The organism is Endozoicomonas montiporae CL-33 (assembly GCF_001583435.1).
GTDB classification, from domain to species: Bacteria; Pseudomonadota; Gammaproteobacteria; order Pseudomonadales; family Endozoicomonadaceae; genus Endozoicomonas_A; species Endozoicomonas_A montiporae.
The window spans coordinates 5,190,645-5,205,957 of the sequence record NZ_CP013251.1; the positions used below are offsets into that span (position 1 = coordinate 5,190,645).

Annotated in this window: 14 protein-coding genes; 6 read left to right on the forward strand and 8 right to left on the reverse strand. The window is 49.2% G+C overall.

Translation table 11 applies throughout. The features are described from left to right. Positions 1-159 precede the first annotated feature (159 nt). Complete coding sequence (locus EZMO1_RS24000) at positions 160-3,210, forward strand: sensor histidine kinase (RefSeq protein ID WP_086936441.1); 3,051 nt, start codon at positions 160-162, stop codon at positions 3,208-3,210. Continuing rightward, positions 3,207-4,595 carry a sigma-54-dependent transcriptional regulator gene (locus EZMO1_RS24005; RefSeq protein WP_034877778.1) on the forward strand — a complete coding sequence of 463 codons (1,389 nt, stop codon included), beginning with the start codon at positions 3,207-3,209 and terminating at the stop codon, positions 4,593-4,595. Before EZMO1_RS24000 ends, EZMO1_RS24005 begins: the two co-directional genes overlap by 4 nt. A gap of 10 nt (positions 4,596-4,605) precedes the next feature. Here the strand turns inward: EZMO1_RS24005 and EZMO1_RS24010 are convergent, their stop codons facing one another. The 4 genes from EZMO1_RS24010 to EZMO1_RS24025 all read right to left on the reverse strand — a co-directional run bounded on the left by EZMO1_RS24010 (position 4,606) and on the right by EZMO1_RS24025 (position 8,114). Next, the gene (locus EZMO1_RS24010) at positions 4,606-4,998 is read right to left on the reverse strand and encodes a hypothetical protein (protein WP_034877777.1); all 393 of its coding nucleotides are present in this window, start codon (positions 4,996-4,998) and stop codon (positions 4,606-4,608) included. Between the two features lie 51 nt (positions 4,999-5,049). Beyond that, entirely contained in the window at positions 5,050-5,298 is a 249-nt protein-coding gene (locus EZMO1_RS24015) for a hypothetical protein (protein WP_034877776.1), read from the reverse strand. 16 nt (positions 5,299-5,314) lie between these two features. Then, positions 5,315-5,716 (reverse strand): hypothetical protein, encoded by a 402-nt coding sequence (locus tag EZMO1_RS24020; protein WP_034877775.1) that lies wholly within the window; start codon positions 5,714-5,716, stop codon positions 5,315-5,317. 187 nt (positions 5,717-5,903) lie between these two features. Then, the gene (locus tag EZMO1_RS24025; RefSeq protein WP_034877774.1) at positions 5,904-8,114 is read right to left on the reverse strand and encodes an FAD-dependent oxidoreductase; all 2,211 of its coding nucleotides are present in this window, start codon (positions 8,112-8,114) and stop codon (positions 5,904-5,906) included. Positions 8,115-8,275: 161 nt separating this feature from the next. On the opposite strand from EZMO1_RS24025, the gene hemB reads away from it, so the two are divergent. Further along, positions 8,276-9,301 (forward strand): porphobilinogen synthase, encoded by a 1,026-nt coding sequence (hemB, locus tag EZMO1_RS24030; protein WP_034877773.1) that lies wholly within the window; start codon positions 8,276-8,278, stop codon positions 9,299-9,301. A gap of 321 nt (positions 9,302-9,622) precedes the next feature. Beyond that, positions 9,623-11,818 carry a polyphosphate kinase 1 gene (gene ppk1, locus EZMO1_RS24035; protein WP_034877772.1) on the forward strand — a complete coding sequence of 732 codons (2,196 nt, stop codon included), beginning with the start codon at positions 9,623-9,625 and terminating at the stop codon, positions 11,816-11,818. Between the two features lie 46 nt (positions 11,819-11,864). On the opposite strand, the gene EZMO1_RS24040 is transcribed toward ppk1, so the two are convergent. Continuing rightward, positions 11,865-12,659 (reverse strand): carbon-nitrogen hydrolase family protein, encoded by a 795-nt coding sequence (locus EZMO1_RS24040; RefSeq protein ID WP_034877771.1) that lies wholly within the window; start codon positions 12,657-12,659, stop codon positions 11,865-11,867. Positions 12,660-12,765: 106 nt separating this feature from the next. Between EZMO1_RS24040 and EZMO1_RS24045 the strand changes: the two genes are divergently transcribed. After that, positions 12,766-13,533, forward strand: coding sequence for an NRDE family protein (locus EZMO1_RS24045; protein ID WP_034877770.1), 768 nt, complete (start codon positions 12,766-12,768; stop codon positions 13,531-13,533). 72 nt (positions 13,534-13,605) lie between these two features. Further along, positions 13,606-14,019, forward strand: a complete 414-nt coding sequence (locus EZMO1_RS24050) for a hypothetical protein (RefSeq protein ID WP_034877769.1) — start codon at positions 13,606-13,608, stop codon at positions 14,017-14,019. 17 nt (positions 14,020-14,036) lie between these two features. Here the strand turns inward: EZMO1_RS24050 and EZMO1_RS24055 are convergent, their stop codons facing one another. Genes EZMO1_RS24055 through EZMO1_RS24065 form a run of 3 tightly spaced genes read right to left on the reverse strand, consistent with a single transcriptional unit; the run spans position 14,037 to position 15,194 of the window. Next, entirely contained in the window at positions 14,037-14,417 is a 381-nt protein-coding gene (locus tag EZMO1_RS24055; RefSeq protein WP_034877768.1) for a DsrE family protein, read from the reverse strand. A gap of 9 nt (positions 14,418-14,426) precedes the next feature. Further along, the gene (locus EZMO1_RS24060; protein WP_034877767.1) at positions 14,427-14,840 is read right to left on the reverse strand and encodes a DsrE family protein; all 414 of its coding nucleotides are present in this window, start codon (positions 14,838-14,840) and stop codon (positions 14,427-14,429) included. Between the two features lie 30 nt (positions 14,841-14,870). Then, entirely contained in the window at positions 14,871-15,194 is a 324-nt protein-coding gene (locus EZMO1_RS24065; protein WP_034877766.1) for a Rossmann-fold NAD(P)-binding domain-containing protein, read from the reverse strand. Positions 15,195-15,313 lie beyond the last annotated feature (119 nt).

Below are 15,313 nucleotides of genomic sequence, written 5' to 3' on the forward strand. Positions count from 1 at the left end.
TCTATCGTCTGGTACTGGCCCTTGTCATAGGCATTTTCCTCTTCTCGACCGCGATCATGGAGTGGTGGATCACCTATGGCAACTCCTGGTATCAGCCCTGGCTGTTATGGCTAATGGTTGTCTTTGTAGGTTTCCTGCTGCAGCCACGAGGGGACGTTGATGGGCTATGATCTGGAACCCCTGTTATTTGTCAGTGTCGCTTACCTGCTGCTGTTATTTTCTATCGCATGGATCACTGATAAAGGCTGGATTCCGCAGTCTGTTGTACGACACCCGTTAACTTATGTTCTTTCTCTGGGCGTTTATGCCAGCAGCTGGGCTTACTACGGCAGCATTGGTATAGCCAGAGACAGCGGCTACCTGTTTCTGACTCTGTATATAGGCATCAGTGGCGCTTTTCTTCTGGCACCCATACTGCTCACCCCGATTCTGAAGATCACCCGTTCTTATCAGTTGAGTTCCCTCGCCGACCTGTTTGCTTTTCGCTTTCGCAGTTCGGCTGCGGGTATCTTTGCAACGTTGATTATGCTGGCCAGTATCACACTCCTGCTGGCCATGCAGATTCAGGCAGTATCAGACAGTATTCATCTGATTAATCAGGATATTTCCAGAATTAATCTGGCATTCCTGTTCTGTGTACTCGTCACCCTGTTTGCCATTTTGTTTGGCACCCGACATATATCCAGCCATGAGCATCATCAGGGTCTGGTGATGGCTCTGGCGCTGGAGTCCATTCTAAAACTGGCTGTTCTGCTGACGCTGGGCTTTGTTGCGTTAAATGAAGTCTTTGGCGGGTTTGATGGGTTAGAACTTTGGCTACATTCCAGTAACGACAACATTGCGACCATACAGAAACCCATAGAAGACAGCCCCTGGCGCAGCATGCTGCTGTTGTTTTTTGCTTCTGTGATTGTCATGCCACACATGTTTCACATCACGTTCACTGAAAATCGGGACGAGCACTCTTTGAACGTTGCCAGCTGGGCTTTTCCATTGTTTCTGCTGGTACTCAGTCTGGCAGTGCCTGTTTTGACCTGGGCCGGAATCAAACTGAACCTGCCATTCAGTCCCGAATATTACGCGCTCGGCATAGGCAGGGCCCTGGATAAACCCTGGCTCACTGTCGTCTCTTTTGTTGGCAGCCTGACCGCCGCCAGTGGCTTGATCATAGTAACAACTCTGGCGCTGTCCTCGATGATTCTTAATCATCTGGTCATGCCGTTCTGGCGGCCTAAAGCCAACCTTGATGTTGATATTTACCGGGCACTGGTCCGGCTTAAACGACTGCTGATCAGTGCACTGATCATGACGGCCTACGGATTTTATCTGTTATTCGACAGCCAGCATTCACTCTACAGCCTTGGACTGGTCGCCTTTGTCGGGGTACTTCAGCTGTTGCCCGGCGCTCTGTGCGTTCTCTACTGGCCCAAGGCCAACCATTACGGATTTATTGCCGGATTATCTGCGGGCTGTTTAATCTGGCTGGTGACAATGCTGGTGCCATTAATGATTGATATCAGCCTCTACAATCAGTCGTTAGTCGTTTATCAGAATATGCTGTACGACAACTGGCACAGGATCGTTTTTCTCTCACTCGGTGCCAATGCAGGGCTTGTTGTTGTTATCTCTCTGTTCACCAGAATGAGGCCTGTTGAAGCCAGTGCCGCAGCGGCCTGTCAGGTTGAAAGCCCTACACGCAGCAACCGAAGAATTCCCATCGCATCATCCACCTATGAGTTTCAGGAAATGCTCAGCAAACCGCTGGGCAGCATTACAGCCGCTAAAGAAGTTCAAAAAGCCCTGTGTGACCTGAATATGCGGGAAGACGAAACACGCCCACACGCCCTGCGTCGTTTAAGAGAAAGGCTCGAAAAAAATCTGTCTGGTCTGTTCGGGCCAACCGTTTCCCACGGAATCGTCGAAACCTTCCTGCCCTGGGATCAACAAAAAGACTATGTGGCCCAGGATATTCACTTCATGGAATCACGACTGGAGTCCTACCATTCAAAGCTCAGCGGACTGGCAGCCGAACTGGACAGCCTTCGTCGTTACCACCGGGATACTCTCGACAAACTGCCTCTGGCGCTATTTTCCGTTGATGCGAATCAGGAAGTCATGTTGTGGAATCAGGCTATGTCGAAAATGACCGGCATTGATGCCAGTAAAGTGGTTGGACTCAACATACGACATTTGGCGTCTCCATGGAATGAGCTGCTTTGTCAGTTTTCATCGCTGGACAACCCGCATCTGCATAAACATAAGCTTGAAGTGGGAGGAACCCAACGATATTTCAGTATTCACAAAGCGATGGTAGAGGCACCGGCATCTGACACCTCTGGCAACATTTCAGGTAACCTTTCAGATAATAAAGTTATGCTGCTGGAGGATCGCACGGAAAACCAGATGCTTGAAAACCAGTTGTTTCACAGCGAGCGGCTGGCTTCTATTGGTCAGCTGGCAGCAGGGGTTGCCCATGAAATAGGTAACCCGATCACAGCCATCGACAGCCTTGCCCAGGAACTTAAGATTCTTTCAGATGAATCTGATACCCGGGAAGTGGCCTCGCAGATGCTCGACCAGACTCAGCGCGTAACCCGAATTGTACAAACACTGGTGAGCTATGCTCACAGCGGACAAACACGACATGAGGACAGTAAATCAGCCGTTGTTTCCTTGAAACACTGTGTTGATGAAGCCATCAGCCTTCTACAACTGAGTCATAAGAACAGTCAGGTCCGGTTTGAGAACCTTTGTCACCATGACCATCTTGTCGCCGGAGATCAGCAAAAAATACAACAGGTTTTGATAAACCTGATCGCTAATGCAGTCGATGCATCCAAAGCTAACGACAAAGTTTCTCTACATACCGCTGCCAATGCTCACACTGTTACTCTAACCATAGAAGACCAGGGGCATGGTATTCCGCCATGCATTCAGGACCGGTTATTTGAACCCTTTTTCACCACCAAAGAGGCTGGAAAAGGTACTGGGCTCGGACTGGCTCTTACCTGGAATATCATTGAAGAGCACTTTGGTTCAATCCGGGTTGAAAGCCCAGTCAATAAGGTTTTAAAAACCGGTACGCAGTTCATTATTTCTTTGCCCAGATACGAAGCAGAGAATCATTCAGCAAACAAGAATATCGACCCGGCAACCAGAGAGTCTATTGCCTCTCGCCCGGAGTCCATGATGGAAGGGGAAGTCTTATGAGTCACGGAAATATTCTGATTGTAGAAGACGAAGAGATTATCCGGGCATCGTTGAAAAGACTCCTTGAACGGCACGGACACACCATCAGCGAGGCGGGTTCAGTCCATGAAGCAGAGCTGTCGTATACGCTGAATGACTTTGACCTGATCATCAGCGATCTTCGCCTGCCGGGTTCGCCAGGCACCGAAATGATCAATCTGGCAGGCGATATACCTGTGTTGATTATGACCAGTTATGCCAGTCTCAACTCTGCCGTAAGTACCATGAAACTGGGAGCGGTCGATTATATTGCCAAACCTTTTGACCACAGCGAAATGCTGGAGCGGGTTTCCGATATTCTTGCCCGTCGTCCAAAGGTGGATCATCCGTCTGGAGCTCAAAGTCAGAATAATGACGTAGACAGTGACCAGGAAGGCTTTGATGGCATTCTCGGGCAATGTGATGCCATGCGGCTACTGTTTCGCCGCATTAAAAAGGTAGCTCCAACTCACGCTACCGTTCTGATTCAGGGCGAATCCGGTACGGGTAAAGAGCTGGTTGCACGATCCATTCACAGCCACAGTACACGCTCGAATGGACCCATGATTTCGGTGAACTGTGCAGCCATCCCTGAGACATTGATTGAATCGGAGCTGTTTGGTCACGAAAAAGGTTCGTTTACCGGTGCCACTGCAGCAAGAACAGGTTTGATTGAAGCCGCATCCGGCGGCACGCTGTTTCTTGATGAAATAGGTGAACTGCCTCTGGAAGCACAGGCACGATTATTAAGGGTTCTTCAGGAAGGCGAGATCCGTCGTATAGGTTCCGTTCAATCTCAGAAAGTCGATGTACGACTGATTGCAGCTACACACAGAAACCTCAGGCAGCTGGCAGCCAACAGTGAATTTCGTCAGGATCTGTACTATAGGCTGAAGGTGGTTGAGCTGAGAATTCCTGCATTGCGCGAAAGGGGCAAAGATATTTTAATGCTGGCTGAAAAACTTCTGGATCGTGTTTGTGAAAAACTCGAACAAGAGTCACATTCTTATTCTCCGGAAGCGATGGCGGCTATCTGCCAACACCAGTGGCCTGGTAATGTTCGCGAGCTGGAACACGCCATTGAGCGGGCTGTCATCCTGTGCGATGACAACATCATCACGCCGGAATATCTGGATCTTGATGTTCGGGTAAAAGCCTCCTTGTTTAAAGTCGATGCACAATTACAGCATGAGAGTCCTGCTCAGGACGGCCTGACACTGGAAGATTACTTCCAGCGTTTTGTACTGGAACATCAGGAACAGATGACTGAAACCGAACTGGCTCAAAAGCTGGGTATCAGTCGTAAGACTCTCTGGGAACGTCGGCAGAAGTTGGGGATTCCTCGAAAGAAAGCATCAGCTAGCTGACTTGGGAAAATCAATCCCGACCTTTTTTCAGTTCTTCCATTTTAAGTTCACTCTGGAGGGTCTGTACGGATTGGGCGGCGTGTATTTCAGCAGTTTGCAGTTTTTTCTCTCTGGCTTGAAGGGATTTGTAAAAGGCTTCGGCGTCATCCAGTTCCTGCTTAAGCCTGTCGATCCGTTTTGCTAATTCTTCATCCGGCTCGTTACTGCTTTCAAGCATCGCCATATTGCCATTCAGTCTGGACAGTTGTTGGGCCTGCTGACCCGCATCGTGTTGAACCGATGCAATTTCTTCACTTAACGCTTTATGGAAAGCAATAGATTCATTCAACTTCTTGTGTAGCTGGCTCAGATTATCTTTTTTCATAGGGTTTGGTATGCCAGCCAATAGACCCTGAGCTGGCATAGAATCTCCTTTTCATTGATAGACGAATGTTAATTATAGATCTGTCAGCCTCTATGGCCTTTTCTGGTTACTGGGCAATTCAGACCGGAGTTGTCTGGCAAAAGCTGCTTCAGAGGTGGCAGCATTTTTGTTTCTTGCGGCACGAGCGGCCATCATTCTTTCTCTGGCAGAGCCTGGTTCGGTTTTGGCGTCGTTGTCTGTTTTATTATTTGCCTGAGCAGATTTTTGATTGGACTTGAAAGCCTTGAGCTTTACTTGTGCCTCTTTCAGTTCTTGCTTTGCCTCGGAAATAGAACCCATGACTTGACTACTAATCCTACTCTCTCTCCTTGGTTAAACCAGAAACCTCATCATCACCGAGGTTATACTCTTTCAAATGATTACTTACTATGATGTCCTTTATTGATTCTTTAAGGTTATTAGCAAACTTAAGCTCCTGTGTCAGCGTGTGAACTTGCTGCTGAAGTTCTTTCTCGCTGCCTTTATTTTCCGCCTTATTTCGGTTCGCCCTGAAATGCTCAACCCCTTTCATTAATTGTGTTAACTGTTTATCTGCAGAGTTTGGCGCAGGGCGAGACTTCTTCGCTTTAACAGCCTCTGCAGGCGGTTGTGGCGCTTTACGCTTTAAGATTGAGGTTTGCTGTGGAGCAGAGCCTGAGCGAATTCCCCGGCGTATCATGGCTTGGCCCCGATGCCGCGTAATCTTGGAGCGATTCATGCGTCCGGGATTGGATGCCTCTTCTGTAGAAACCTTACCCGTATCCTTGCTCCGGTATCTCCCTGAATCGGTGCGACACTGCCCTGAAAACTGTCGATTGAAGCCATGAGTCCCTGCTGTACCCCCATAAAAAACAAAGAGCCTCAATCAGAGGCTCTTTCATAAATCTAGCAGGTTGGCTAAATGTTCAGTGGCGCATCCATGAATGATACCGCTTAACCCATTCCAGCACCTTTTGTGGTGCATGAGCCCGCTTCCACTCGCCCGCTGCATACTTGTTGGATTCACTCAGAGTCGGGTAAATATGAATAGTGCCCAGAATTTTGTTCAAACCAAGGCCGTGTTTCATCGCACTGATGTATTCAGTAATCAGCTCACCGGCATGATAACCAACAATCGTTACACCCAAGATTTTATCCTTACCGGGTCGGGTCAACACTTTGACAAAGCCCCGGGCTTCTTCATCAGCAATGGCGCGGTCCAGGTCGTCAATGCCGTATTTCGTCACTTCGTATTCAATTCCCTGGTCCTGAGCCTCAGTTTCGTTCAGCCCTACCCGTGCGACTTCCGGATCAGTGAAGGTACACCAGGGAATCACCGAATAATCCACCCTGAACTTCTTAAACCGTCCAAACAGGGCGTTGACGGCGGCATACCATGCCTGATGAGCGGCAACATGGGTAAACTGGTAAGGCCCGGCCACATCACCACAGGCATAGATATTTGGAAAGCGGGTCTGCATAAAGTCATTCACCTGCAACGTTCCACGCTCGGTCAGTTCCAGTCCGAGGGTTTCCAGCCCCATATTGCCGGTATTCGCCTGTCTTCCCGTGGCAAACAGAACGGCATCAAACTCTATTTCAACTTTCTCTCCCTCTACGCCCGCTTCCAGCCATTGCCGGTCATCCTCTGCATGAAAAGACCGGGCTTCATGCTTCAGCCTAAGATCGACACCATCATCCGTAAACTGTGCCTGAACCTGCTCTGAGACATCCGGGTCTTCCCGGTGCAGCAGACGGGTACCATGATCAACCTGAACGACATGCACTCCGAGACGGGTAAACGCCTGGGTCAGTTCACAGCCGATAGGACCCCCGCCAATAACCAGCAGGGTGCCGGGTTTCTCGCGAATCTCCCAGATAGTGTCCGAGGTATACCATGTCACACGGTCAAGCCCCGGCAAAGGTGGCACATAAGGCCGCCCACCACTGGCAATAATCAGGTTTTTACTGGTGATACCCTGTCCGTCAACTTCCACTTCCCAGGGAGACAACACTCTGGCAGTACCGGTAACACAGTCAACCCCAAGGCCGGTATAGCGTTCCACAGAATCGTGGGGCTCGACTTTGCGAATCACAGCCTGAACCCTTTCCATAACCGCTTCAAAATTCACATCGGCTTTAACATTCTCAAGCCCGAATTCCCCTGCCCGTCCCATATAATGTGCCATTTTGGCTGACCGAAGCAGTGCTTTGCTGGGCACACAGCCGGTATTCAGGCAGTCTCCTCCCATTTTGTGCTTCTCGATAAGGGACACCTTTGCCTTGACGGCTGCAGCGATATAACTGCTAACCAGCCCGGCGGCACCCGCCCCGATGACTGTCAGGTTATTATCAAAGTGAGCCGGTTTGCTGAAGGGTTTATAAATCCGCCGCCTGCGCAAAAGCTCCAGCCCGCTGCGGGCCAGCCAGGGAAACAGCGCCAGCAAGACAAACGAACCAATCAGTTCCGGCGTCAGAATCCCTGATACCGACAACTCTTCTACCTGCCCCAGCTGTGCCCCGGCGTTTACATACACCACCGTCCCCGGCAACATGCCCAACTGGCTCACCCAGTAAAAGGTCCAGACCCTGATAGGCGTTAGCCCCATCACCAGATTAATCACAAAAAACGGAACAGCCGGAAATGAACTACCCCGGAGCAAGCTCCGGGGTATCAAGTTAGCTCTTGAGTAGTTCGCAGCAAGCTGCGGGGAATTAGACCCAAGGCTTCGCATTAAACGCAGGGTAGCCAGATAAAAGGCACCATCCTTCCGTACGCCTTTGTTGATGGTGTCCATATAATCGCTGAAGTTTTTCTGAACCCAGTCCCTGAGCAGAGTACGGGAAAACAGAAAGGCGAGTGTTGCCCCGATCGTACTGGCAAACGAAATAATCAGAAACCCGGTACCAAGGCCAAAAATAGCCCCGCCAATCAGGGTAAGAATGGCGGCTCCGGGCAGCGAAAGCCCTGTCACAGCCACATAAACAAGAAAGAAAATCCCAATGGTTAACCGGGGGTTATCGGAATAAAGCGGCTGAAAGAAATCTCTGGTCAGGTACTGCTGCACATCCAGTGAGTAAAAGGCACCAATGGCAGCAGCCAGCACCAGCAGCAACAGGATCTTTGATTTATTCATTCGTCACACTCGTTTGTCTGCAGGCAGCACAAGACTTATTAGGTATTTTCCGTATAATCGCATCAAGGGCTCCGGTAGACAAACGCACAATGTTAAAAAGCCTGACTACTCAGAAGCCTGTGATGAAGATGCATTTTCACAGCAAGAGGTAATCCGCTTCCATGATTCAGCGCCCATTCCCAGGCAGCCGCCCGCGACGCATGCGTTTTAACAGCTTCTCCCGCCGTCTGATGCAGGAGCACTCTTTATCGGCCAGTGATCTGATTTACCCTGTCTTTGTTAAAGAGGGTGCCAATGACAGGGAAGCTGTGCCATCCATGCCGGGAATCGAGCGTGTCACCCTTGACCAGCTTCTGCATGAGGCCGATGAACTGGTCAGTCTGGGCATTCCTGCCATTGCCCTGTTTCCGGTTATTGAGCAGGAGAAAAAGTCTGACGATGCCGCTGAAGCCTTCAACCCGGAAGGGCTTGTTCAGCGAACGGTTCGTGCCATTAAACAAAAATATCCGGAACTGGGCGTTATCACCGACGTAGCCCTGGACCCTTATACCAGCCATGGTCTGGATGGTCTGGTGGATGAAACCGGCTATGTGATCAATGACCCAACCGTTGAGGTTCTGGTAAAGCAGGCACTATCTCACGCTGAAGCTGGCGCAGACATCGTTGCGCCTTCCGATATGATGGACGGGCGAATCGGGGCAATCCGGCAGGCGCTGGAAGCACACAGTTTCCAGAACACTTCTATACTGGCCTATTCTGCCAAATACGCATCCGCCTACTATGGGCCCTTCAGGGATGCCGTAGGCTCCGCTGCCAATCTGGGCAAAGGCAATAAATACACGTTCCAGATGGATGTCGCCAACTCCGATGAAGCATTGCATGAAGTGGCTGCTGATCTGGCAGAAGGCGCAGACATGGTCATGGTGAAACCCGGTATGCCTTATCTTGACCTAGTGCGCCGGGTAAAAGAAGAATTCAAAGTGCCTACTTTTGCCTATCAGGTCAGTGGCGAATATGCTATGCACAAAGCGGCTGCTGAAAATGGCTGGCTGGATGGCAACACCGTCATGATGGAGTCGTTGCTGTGCTTCAAACGTGCCGGTGCCGATGCGATTTTAACGTACTTTGCCAAAGAAGCTGCCAGACTCCTTAAGCCAATAACTGGCAAAGGGTGTGTCAACTCCTAGGAGGCTGTCCGAGAATAGCGCCCGTAGCGAGGATCGTAGAAAATTGAAGATAAAAATTTGGTTTTGAGAGGAGAATAGCGAGCTATTTGACGAACAAAATCGGATTTTTAGACCAATTTACACGACCGCACGACGGTATGGATGCCGGAGCTAGGGCAACGCAGGAGCAGTTGCCGGTAGGGCAGACTATTCTCGGACAGCCTCCTAGCCTTAAGAGTGAATATAAGGATGGTTTTATAAACAGAATCATTATTTTGTAACAGTTTTCTGGTAGCTTGGGGCTGTTTGCCCCAGCGCCCACCGATTGCAGTAAGAGTTCCTATGGACAATACCCAGCGCCCAACCCAGCAGCCAGCACCATCAGCCAGTGATCCCGTGGCAGAAACCCCACCGGCATCGTCCAAAGAGGCAGTAAAGACTCCGCCAAAAATCACCGACCTGAGCAATCCTGAATACTATCTTAACCGTGAGTTAAGCCATCTACAGTTCAATACCCGGGTGCTGGAACAGGCGCTGAATGAAGAACACCCATTGCTCGAGCGCCTGCGGTTTTTGTTGATCTACAGCTCCAACATCGACGAATTCTTTGAAATTCGTGTAGCCGGGCTAATGCAGCAAATCGGCTACGGTCGTGAACTGGTTGGGCTTGATGGCATGGGGCCGGGTGCGGTTCTGAAAGAAATTAACTCATACGCCAAAGAACAGGTTACCCGTCAGTATGAAATTCTGAATGAAACCCTGCTACCGGCGCTGAAAAAAGAGAACATCCATTTCCTTAAGCGTTCCGAGCTGAATGAAAAACAAAGAATCTGGATAAAGCGCTTCTTTTATCACGAAGTAATGCCCATCATCAGCCCCATTGGTCTTGATCCGGCTCACCCGTTTCCACGTCTTGCCAATAAGCTGTTATGTTTTATCGTTTCACTGGAAGGTAAAGACGCCTTTGGCCGTGATACGGGTATGGCGGTTATTCCAGCCCCCCGTTCGCTACCTAGGGTCGTTAAGCTGCCTGATGATATATGCGACAATGACGGTACAAATTATGTATTCCTGTCGTCCATCATACATCGCCACATAGAAGATCTATTTCCAGGCATGAACGTTAAAGGCTGCTACCAGTTCCGCCTGACCAGAAACAGTGATCTTGATCTGGAAGACGAAGTGGAAGACCTTGCCAAAGCTCTGCAGGGTGAACTGTTGTCCCGTCGTTATGGTGAAGCTGTACGCCTTGAAGTGGTGGATAACTGCCCACAACCACTGGTTGATTTTCTACTGAAAGAATTCAGCCTCACTGAAGAAGAGCTTTACCGGGTCAATGGTCCGGTGAATCTGACCCGTATGACGTCAGTCTGCAACAACAGTTCAAATGATGAACATCTGACCTTCAGATCATTCACGCCGGAATACCCCAAGGTTCTGCAAACCCGTCAAAACAGTACCGACAATGTTCTGGACTATGTCAAAAAAGCAGACATTTTGCTGCACCACCCCTATGAATCCTTTACGCCAGTGATTGATATGCTGCGTCAGGCAGCAAAAGACCCGAACGTGCTGGCTATTCGCCAAACCCTTTACCGAACCGGTGCCCACTCGGAAATGGCAGACGCTCTGGTAGAGGCCGCCCGTCACGGTAAAGAAGTAACCGTCGTGGTTGAAATACGGGCACGGTTTGATGAAGAAGAAAACCTTGCATTGGCATTACGGCTGCAGGAAGCAGGAGCAGTTGTCGTTTATGGAGTAGTAGGCTACAAAACCCACGCAAAAATGATGCTGATTGTCCGGCGTGAAGGCCGCAGCATTCAACGTTACGCTCATCTGGGTACGGGTAACTATCATGCCGGAAATGCTCGCTTATACACCGACTACAGCCTGTTGACCTGTGATAAAGACATCACAAACGACGTTCGCAAGATATTCCAGCAGCTCACCGGCATGGGGAAAGCGTTTAAGGTGAAAAAGCTGCTCCACGCTCCGTTTACCCTGAAAAAAGGTCTGATTGATCGCATCAATAACGAAGCAACCAATGCCAAAGAAGGCAAACCGGCCCGGGTAATCATCAAGATTAATGCCCTGACTGAAAAGCAGATGATTCGCGCTCTCTACAAAGCGTCTCAGGCGGGTGTCAAAATCGATCTGATTGTTCGGGGTATCTGCTGCCTCAGACCCGGCATAGAGGGCTTATCGGAAAACATCAAAGTGCGATCAATTGTTGGCCGTTTTCTGGAACATTCCCGTGTTTACTACTTTGAAAACGACGGTGAAAGTCAGGTCTACTGCTCCAGTGCTGACGGCATGAGCAGAAACCTGAATAACCGGATTGAAACCTGCTTCCCTATTGAAGAGCCCAAACTGGCGAATCGTATCAAGAAAGAGCTGGAGCTATTCCTGAGTGACAATGTGCGCAGCTGGACGCTGCAAAGTGACGGCTCTTATGTGCAGAACAAGCCGAATCGCAGACAGCGTCGCCGGAATGTTCAGCGCAAACTGCTTGAAACCCTGACAAACTACGTGCCTTAACAGTTTAAACATCAGGCTCGGGCTTCCTGAGACCTGAGTCTGATGTTCACAGCTTTCTATGTTCCAAGCAGGGCATTTTTGTGCGAATGTCGTACAGCACTTTCATATCCAGCTCTGCCACCAGAACCCCCGGGTCTTTGTTTGCACTGGCCAGCACCTCACCCCAGGGGGAAATAATCATACTGTGCCCCCAGGTTTGTCGTTTATTGGCGTGAAGCCCTCCCTGATTCGCCGCCAGCACATAGCACTGGTTCTCAATAGCACGGGCCCTTAACAATACTTCCCAGTGGCTTTGACCCGTTGCATGGGTAAAGGCCGATGGGACAGTAAGAATATTGGCACCGGCAGACACCAGTTTCCGAAACAATTCCGGAAACCTGAGGTCATAGCAGATACTTAAACCTATCTTGGCTTCGCCCATGTCCACCACAAAGGGCTGACTACCCGCCGAATAATCACTGGATTCCCGATATAAGCGGTGTTTGTCGGCCACACTGGCATCAAAGAGGTGAATTTTATCGTACCGGCTTTCCAGCAATCCCTGAGGATTAAAAACAAAGCACGACGCTCTGCTGTTTTCTGCTGCATCCAGCTGAAAAGGAATGGATCCACCGATCAGCCAGGCTTGATGTCGTCTGGCAGTATCGGCCATCCATTGCCTGACTTTCGTCGTATTTTTACCGAAGGCAGAAACATCACCACCTAACTGGGCAAAACATTCCGGTAGCAAAATAAGGTCGATTGACTGGCTGAGTAGAGGAGCAAGTAAATAATCAATAGAGGCAAGGTTGTCGTCAATATCATCACTGGAGCACAGTTGTACGACAGCGGCTTTAAGCATAGAGAAAACCTCAGTAATTTTATAAACAATACTGCCTGCAAAACTTTTTTTCTTTTCTTAACACTGACACACTTAAAACTGATAATAAATCGAAGGCTGTATTTTAATGTGCCTGATTATTTTCTCCTGGCAACCAGAAGCCAGACACCCAATGACCCTGGTCGCTAACCGGGACGAGTTTTATGACCGACCGACAAAACCAGCTCATTTCTGGCCAGACAACCCTGAAATATTTGGTGGTCAGGATGAAAAAGCAGGGGGCAGCTGGCTGGCTATCAACCGGTCAGGCCGCTTTGCTGCCGTGACCAATTATAGAAAGTGGCCTGCACCTGAGGGGCAAGTCTCAAGAGGTCATCTGGTCAAAAACTCCTTAAGCAGCTCACTACCAACCCATGAATTTCTACAAACGGTTCAGGAAAATTCGAACCTGTACACCGGGTTTAATTTTATTGCTGGCGATATGAACAAGTTGTATTACTACTCTAATATTGAAAACCGGATAGTCACTTTGAAACCCGGTATTTACGGACTCTGTAATCAATTTCTCAACTCGCCCTGGCCAAAACTGATCAAAGCAAAAGAAGCCGTCACCAAAGCTCTGGACACCGATAATTCTGCCAATCCTGCAACTCTGCTGGATATCATGCAGAACACTGAAATAGCCGTCGATCATTTATTGCCAGACACCGGCATAGGGAAAGAAAAAGAAGTGTTGCTTTCCAGCATTTTTATTCGTAGTCCAGAGTACGGAACGAGAAATACCAGTATCCTGACGTTTGATAATAATAATGGGATCAGCTGGCATGAGCAGACTTATGGCAGCAATGGACGTCATCAGTCATTGAAGCAATTTTCTATTGAGCTTAAAGCTTGAAGCCTGACAGAGAACAGCCATCACTACAAAAAGCGTCTACCTTCATACTGTGCTCTACTGGAGGATTGGACGATGACCGTTCAAATGCCAAGCTTTCGCAGTCTTTTTCTTGGATTGCTGTTTGTATCCATGTGCTCTGTGGCACAAGAAGCCAGTTGGGAAACCGTTGGCAGTGCCAAAGCCCGGTCAACACGACAAACGATTACCATACCTATTCCCGAATCCTTTCAGAGTAAAAATATAAAATCGATCCGGCTTCATGTTTCAAAAGGCGATATCAAAGCTAACTATGTCAGGCTGACTCTAAACGACGGTGATAAGATAGATGCCAGTATTCAAAGGATGATTCGGTCAGGCAATAACTCGAGAATAATCCCTGTGGAAATCAACGGTCGTACAATAAAGAAGGTCAGCCTGAATTACGGCTTACAGTCGAAAGAAACCGTACTTGTCAGCCTTCAGGTGCAACTAGCCAATGAAGACTGAACATTTCAGACCAATGCCTACCAGTGCCAGACCAGATCATAGCCATTCATGCACTCGGCAAGACCTGAGCGCGAAATATGGCTCAAACCTTCGAGTAACTCAGCATTTTTTATTCCTCTGGCTTCAAGGTCTTCACTGATAACAAACACTTTGCAGCCCTTCTCAATCAGGGTTTCAATATCACCTACAATATCCGGCGGCTGGGTCTGGGGGTCTTTTCCAATAGCCAGCCCGCCGGCATCCTGCTCCAGCACACCGTAATTCACAGCATTTCCCTGCAACAAGATATCCAGACCGGCACCGGCTCCTTTGATCGCATGGCTGAGCCAGATAATCGTATCATCCTGCTCCTCAATGGTTGCCCGATAAGCCGTTTCAACAATACTTAATACGTTCATGGTGATTTCTCATCGGGTTGGAATGACAAGCGTGTTGTCCGACGCGCTGGCAAATTTCCACAGGTCTGCAGGGCTACCACGTCCGACACCTTCTACACACTCATCCATGCCTCTTTCATCAACACACAGGCCACAGTTAATCCATTCCAGACTGCCACCACTGGCTTCTGCCAGCTTTTGCAGGGCAATAACCCATTTATGCGACAACGGGTGATCTTCTTCTTCCACATCTCTGCCATGTACAGCATTCGCGTGCGGCCTTTGCCGGGCAAATGCCAACCCTACGGCACCTTCATAAGCAAAGACTTTCAGGTGGTGCCCTTGCCGGGCAGCGATATCCAGCAACCGGAATGCGGTGGTTGTTCTGGCATTTTCAAAAGGAGCATCCATCAATGCAAAGGTCAGGGTTTTCTTTTCAGACATATCAAATCCCCATAAAGAAAATAGTATTAATCAATGCCAGAGCACTTTTCGACCTTCGACCATCTGTTCTATGACAATCTCAAGGGAAGCAGCCATAACCCCTTCTGCCAGAGAGCCCGGATCTATGCCACGCTCCTGCAGAGAAAAATCATCAGCAAGAATTTCTACTCCCTGTCGTGACATATCTGTCAGTGCTTTGGACGCATCGCATGGACGGGCAGGAAGAACACCATTTTGCACCAATAGAAGGGTGACTTTTTTGCCACTCCTGACCAGATCTTCAGCCAATTGGTGATAGTGACTGCAACCACTGTCAAAGGGGTCACGGGATTCAATTAACAGATAATCGGACATACTGGCTCCCTTGATAAAAAGATCGTGTAGCACGTCTTTTCAACAGCCGCGAACCCCGTTCACCATTGATGAATTAGCACGGAGCCGAGGTAGACGACAATTATTACTTATAACCTGGG

Coding starts and splice junctions, on each gene's coding strand:
- EZMO1_RS24000 (WP_086936441.1), top strand. CDS start 160: ATGGGCTATGATCTGGAACCCCTGTTATTTGTCAGTGTCGCTTACCTG.
- EZMO1_RS24005 (WP_034877778.1), top strand. CDS start 3,207: ATGAGTCACGGAAATATTCTGATTGTAGAAGACGAAGAGATTATCCGG.
- EZMO1_RS24010 (WP_034877777.1), bottom strand. CDS start 4,998: ATGCCAGCTCAGGGTCTATTGGCTGGCATACCAAACCCTATGAAAAAA.
- EZMO1_RS24015 (WP_034877776.1), bottom strand. CDS start 5,298: ATGGGTTCTATTTCCGAGGCAAAGCAAGAACTGAAAGAGGCACAAGTA.
- EZMO1_RS24020 (WP_034877775.1), bottom strand. CDS start 5,716: ATGAATCGCTCCAAGATTACGCGGCATCGGGGCCAAGCCATGATACGC.
- EZMO1_RS24025 (WP_034877774.1), bottom strand. CDS start 8,114: ATGAATAAATCAAAGATCCTGTTGCTGCTGGTGCTGGCTGCTGCCATT.
- hemB (WP_034877773.1), top strand. CDS start 8,276: ATGATTCAGCGCCCATTCCCAGGCAGCCGCCCGCGACGCATGCGTTTT.
- ppk1 (WP_034877772.1), top strand. CDS start 9,623: ATGGACAATACCCAGCGCCCAACCCAGCAGCCAGCACCATCAGCCAGT.
- EZMO1_RS24040 (WP_034877771.1), bottom strand. CDS start 12,659: ATGCTTAAAGCCGCTGTCGTACAACTGTGCTCCAGTGATGATATTGAC.
- EZMO1_RS24045 (WP_034877770.1), top strand. CDS start 12,766: ATGTGCCTGATTATTTTCTCCTGGCAACCAGAAGCCAGACACCCAATG.
- EZMO1_RS24050 (WP_034877769.1), top strand. CDS start 13,606: ATGACCGTTCAAATGCCAAGCTTTCGCAGTCTTTTTCTTGGATTGCTG.
- EZMO1_RS24055 (WP_034877768.1), bottom strand. CDS start 14,417: ATGAACGTATTAAGTATTGTTGAAACGGCTTATCGGGCAACCATTGAG.
- EZMO1_RS24060 (WP_034877767.1), bottom strand. CDS start 14,840: ATGTCTGAAAAGAAAACCCTGACCTTTGCATTGATGGATGCTCCTTTT.
- EZMO1_RS24065 (WP_034877766.1), bottom strand. CDS start 15,194: ATGTCCGATTATCTGTTAATTGAATCCCGTGACCCCTTTGACAGTGGT.